Source organism: Pseudomonas meliae (genome assembly GCF_001400515.1).
Classification (GTDB): Bacteria; Pseudomonadota; Gammaproteobacteria; order Pseudomonadales; family Pseudomonadaceae; genus Aquipseudomonas; species Aquipseudomonas amygdali.
The window spans coordinates 1-4,190 of record NZ_LJQT01000012.1; the positions used below are offsets into that span (position 1 = coordinate 1).

At 59.3% G+C, this 4,190-nt stretch carries 4 protein-coding genes and 1 pseudogene; 4 read left to right on the forward strand and 1 reads right to left on the reverse strand.

Annotated elements, in window-relative coordinates; translation table 11 throughout:
• The first annotated feature begins 179 nt into the window (after window positions 1-179).
• A pseudogene (locus tag ALO64_RS00305) lies at window positions 180-714 on the forward strand (REP-associated tyrosine transposase).
• 79 nt (window positions 715-793) lie between these two features.
• Here ALO64_RS00305 and ALO64_RS00310 read toward each other — a convergent pair.
• On the reverse strand, window positions 794-1,582 hold the full coding sequence (locus ALO64_RS00310) for a dienelactone hydrolase family protein (protein ID WP_044343371.1): 789 nt from the start codon (window positions 1,580-1,582) through the stop codon (window positions 794-796).
• Window positions 1,583-1,754: 172 nt separating this feature from the next.
• On the opposite strand from ALO64_RS00310, the gene ALO64_RS00315 reads away from it, so the two are divergent.
• From ALO64_RS00315 to ALO64_RS00325, 3 genes are read left to right on the forward strand one after another with little or no spacing between them, the layout of a single operon-like run.
• Window positions 1,755-2,105 carry a hypothetical protein gene (locus ALO64_RS00315; RefSeq protein WP_002554630.1) on the forward strand — a complete coding sequence of 117 codons (351 nt, stop codon included), beginning with the start codon at window positions 1,755-1,757 and terminating at the stop codon, window positions 2,103-2,105.
• Between the two features lie 27 nt (window positions 2,106-2,132).
• Window positions 2,133-2,810 carry a response regulator gene (locus tag ALO64_RS00320; protein ID WP_044343370.1) on the forward strand — a complete coding sequence of 226 codons (678 nt, stop codon included), beginning with the start codon at window positions 2,133-2,135 and terminating at the stop codon, window positions 2,808-2,810.
• On the forward strand, window positions 2,807-4,153 hold the full coding sequence (locus ALO64_RS00325; protein WP_004665996.1) for an ATP-binding protein: 1,347 nt from the start codon (window positions 2,807-2,809) through the stop codon (window positions 4,151-4,153). Before ALO64_RS00320 ends, ALO64_RS00325 begins: the two co-directional genes overlap by 4 nt.
• Window positions 4,154-4,190 lie beyond the last annotated feature (37 nt).

Genomic DNA, 4,190 nt, shown 5'->3' on the forward strand with positions numbered 1-4,190 from the left:
CACGCTGGAGCGTGGGAACGAGAATCTCAACTATCGTGCGTCGCTCTGCGTCGCATGCCGTTCCGGACGCTCCGCGTCCTCTTTGCCAGGTAGAGCAAAAAGCTGGTCACACTTTCGTCATTTCCACCCACTCAGTCGGGATGTACCGTTCGGGCCTCTGATGATTCAAGGACGAACTCATGGGCCGAAGCCGATACACCATCACCGAACCTGAAAAACCCCACTTCCTGACCTGTACGGTGGTGGAGTGGTTGCCGCTTTTTACCCGGCCTGCTCTGGTGGACGTTCTGTTGAACGCATGGCGCTACCAACAGCTTCATCAAGGACTGCAGCTTTATGGTTACGTTATTCTGGAAAACCATCTGCACTTCGTGGCTCAAGCCCCCGAGCTAGATAAATGTGTGAATAGTTTCAAGTCTTTCACTGCCCGGCAGATAATCCACGTCCTCGAGAAAGCGAATGCCCAGAGCGCGCTTCAGCGTCTGCGCTTTGTCAAACCCATGCACAAGACCGACAGGGTTTATCAGGTCTGGCAGGAAGGGGCTCATGCGGAGCTTGTGTGGAATGAAGCGGTGATGCGTCAAAAGCTCGATTACATTCACCACAACCCAGTTAAAGAGGGGTTATGTGGATGTCGGTGAGCACTGGAGATACTCTAGCGCTCGCGATTATGAGGGGCAGCGCGGTTTGATCGATATTCAGCGCTGGTATTAGCGAATTGATGCGACGCAGAGCGTGCGGAACGAGAATCCAACTATCGTGCGATGCTCCGTGCAGAAGGAGCATCTGTTACTCAACCAAATATCTTCTTGAAGAACACCTGCATGTCTGACCATGAGCTCTGGTCGGCAGCCTTGTTGTAGCCGATGTCCGGGCCGCCGTGGTCGCCGTGGCTCAGGCGGTCGGCGTCGGGGTTGGTGAAGCCGTGCTTGGCGCCTTCGATGCTGACGAATTTGTAGTCTGCCTTGGCGTCGTCCATTTCCTTTTTGAACGCCGCAACGTTTTCAGGGGTGACCATGCTGTCTTTGGCTCCGTGCTCGACCAGCATCGGCACTTTGATGCCCGGTTTGGCCGGGGTATTGGTGACCAGTGCGCCGTGGAAGCTGACTACGCCCAGCAACGGTTCGCCGCGCCGCGCCGCGTCCAGCACGATCTTGCCGCCGAAGCAGTAACCGATCGCTGCAATTTTTTTCGGGTCGGTCTGAGGTTGCTTCTTCAATTGCTCCAGCCCGGCATCAAAGCGCTTGTCAGCCGCATCACTGTCCTTGAGCGCAGCCTGCATGAACGCCATTGCGTCCTTCGGGTGCTCGGTGTTCTTGCCTTCGCCGTACATGTCGATGGCCATGGCGCTATAGCCCAGTGCAGCCAGATCGCGGGCGCGGCGCTTGGCGTAGTCGTTCAGGCCCCACCACTCGTGAACCACCAGAACACCGGGGCGTGGACCTTTTACCGCGTCGTCGTAAGCGTAGTAACCCACCAGTTTGGTTCCGTCGGCACTCTTGTAATCGATCTGCTCGGTCTTGATCGCCGCCTGGGCGAGGCCGGTCAGGCCCATCATGATCATTGCAATCCACACACGCATGGTCAGCTCCTTTTGATAGTTTGAGGTCGCAAACAACCATAGCCGATTCCGCTGCATCCGGTGTAGATGACTGTTCAGCGCCGGTTCATGCCGTGTTCAGTCGGGGTTCAGCCCGGCGCGATTACTGTTGGGCCGTACCTTGACAGCGTCCCCGAGCGCAAAAGGAGTCGATATGTTGAATCTCAACAAGTTTTTCCTGGCCTTGGCTTTTCTGGGTGGCAGCGCCGCAGCGCAGGCGGGCGATGGTCGGCTTGACGTGGCTCGTATCGAGTTCGGCAAGACCAGCGAAAGGCTTGATGACGCCAACAGCTGGGGGCATGCGCTCGGGGAACAGGCACATACCAATGTTTCTGTGGGCACACTTTATTCACCGCCGGTTTACGGCACCCTGACAGGGACTCACAATGGTGTGCCTGTCAGCCGCGAAATCCTGCTGGGCAGCTATGATGTGACACAACACGTGCCCGTCAGCGCCCGCCTGTTGAGTACTGATGCGACGATGTCGTTTCATTCTTTGTCTTGAGGCTGCGATTGTGCCTGGGAGAGCTGCATGAAGTTGTTGGTAGTTGAGGATGAAGCGCTGCTGCGCCACCACCTGAGAACCCGTCTGACCGAAGCGGGACATGTGGTGGAAGCGGTGGCCAACGCTGAGGAAGCGTTGTATCAGGTCACGCAATTCAATCACGACCTGGCCGTGATCGATCTGGGCTTGCCGGGCATCGGTGGGCTGGACCTGATTCGGCAGTTGCGCACCGTGGGCAAGGCGTTTCCGATTCTGATCCTGACCGCGCGCGGCAATTGGCAGGACAAGGTCGAAGGGCTGGCGGTCGGCGCTGACGACTACGTGGTCAAACCCTTCCAGTTCGAAGAACTGGAAGCGCGGCTCAACGCCTTGTTGCGGCGTTCCAGCGGCTTCATTCAGTCCACCATCACGGCTGGCCCGCTGCTGCTGGACCTCAATCGCAGGCACGCCGCGCTGGCTGAACAACCGCTGGCGCTGACCGCCTACGAATACCGCATCCTCGAATACCTGATGCTCCATCACCAGCAAGTGGTGCCCAAAGAGCGCCTGATGGAGCAGCTGTATCCTGATGACGACGAACGCGACCCAAACGTGATCGAAGTGCTGGTCGGTCGCCTGCGTCGCAAGCTGGACAGCAACGTGGCGTTCAAACCTATCGAAACCGTGCGCGGCATGGGCTACCTGTTCAATGAGCGCTGTACGTGATTCGTTCGCTTCGCCTGCGCCTGATGCTGGGTGCCGCCACTCTGGCGGTGATCTTCATGCTGCTGATGCTGCCTGCTTTGCAGGGGGCGTTCAGCCTGGCGCTGCGCGGGGCGATAGAGCAACGCCTGGCTTCCGACGTGACCACCATGATTTCTGCGGCGCGCGTCGAAGACGGCCATCTATTGATGCCGTCTGTGCTGCCGGGCGAACAGTTCAACCTGCCGGGCAGTCGTCTGCTGGGCTACATCTATAACCGCCAGGGGCAGATGGTCTGGCGCTCACTGTCCACCGAAGGCGAGAACATCGACTACCGCCCGCAGTATGACGGGCAGGGCAGCGAGTTCACCAAGATCAAGGAAATCAATGGCGATGAGTATTTCGTCTATGACGTCGAGATCCGGCTGCTCGGCGGGCGCAATGCCGCGTTCAGTATCGTCGCCGTGCAGCCCTTGCGCGGCTATCAGGAAACCATCGACGGTTTGCGCCGCAAGCTCTATCTGGGCTTTGGCGCAGCACTGGCGGTGCTGCTCGGGTTGCTGTGGATGGGCCTGACCTGGGGGTTGCGTGCCTTGCGCGGCCTGAGCCAGGAACTGGATCAGGTGGAAGCCGGCGTGCGCGACAGCCTGAGCGAGGAGCATCCCAGCGAACTGCTGCGTCTGACCGACTCGCTCAACCGCCTGCTGCGCAGCGAACGTGAACAGCGGATTCGTTACCGTGATTCGCTGGATGACCTGGCCCACAGCCTGAAAACACCGCTGGCGGTCTTGCAAGGGGTCAGCGAAAACATCGCCAAGCGCCCCGAAGATGTCGAGCAGGCGTGGGTGCTGCAATCGCAGATCGAGCGCATGAGCCAACAGATTGGCTATCAACTGCAACGGGCCAGCCTGCGCAAGAGCGGTCTGGTGCGCCATCACGTCATGCTGCGGCCTGTGGTCGAAAGCCTGTGCAACACACTCGACAAGGTGTATCGCGACAAACAGGTCAAGGCCACGCTGGACCTGCCGGAGCATTGTCAGGTGCACATGGAAGAGGGCGCGTTGCTGGAAATGCTCGGCAACCTGCTGGAAAACGCCTATCGGCTATGCCTGAGCGAAGTACGCGTGAGCTTTACCCGCTCAGCGGACGGCGATGAACTGTGCGTCGAAGACGACGGCCCCGGCGTCCCGCAAAGCCAGCGCGCGCGCATTCTCGAGCGTGGCGAACGCCTGGACCGCCAGAACCCTGGGCAAGGCATTGGTCTGGCGGTGGTCAAGGACATCATCGAAAGCTACGGCGCACAACTGACCCTGGGCGATTCCCCGCTGGGCGGCGCGGCGTTCAGGATTCATTTCCTGGCGCAGTGAGGGTGTGTTCGTCCAGTTTCAAGAGCGGACGCAGAGC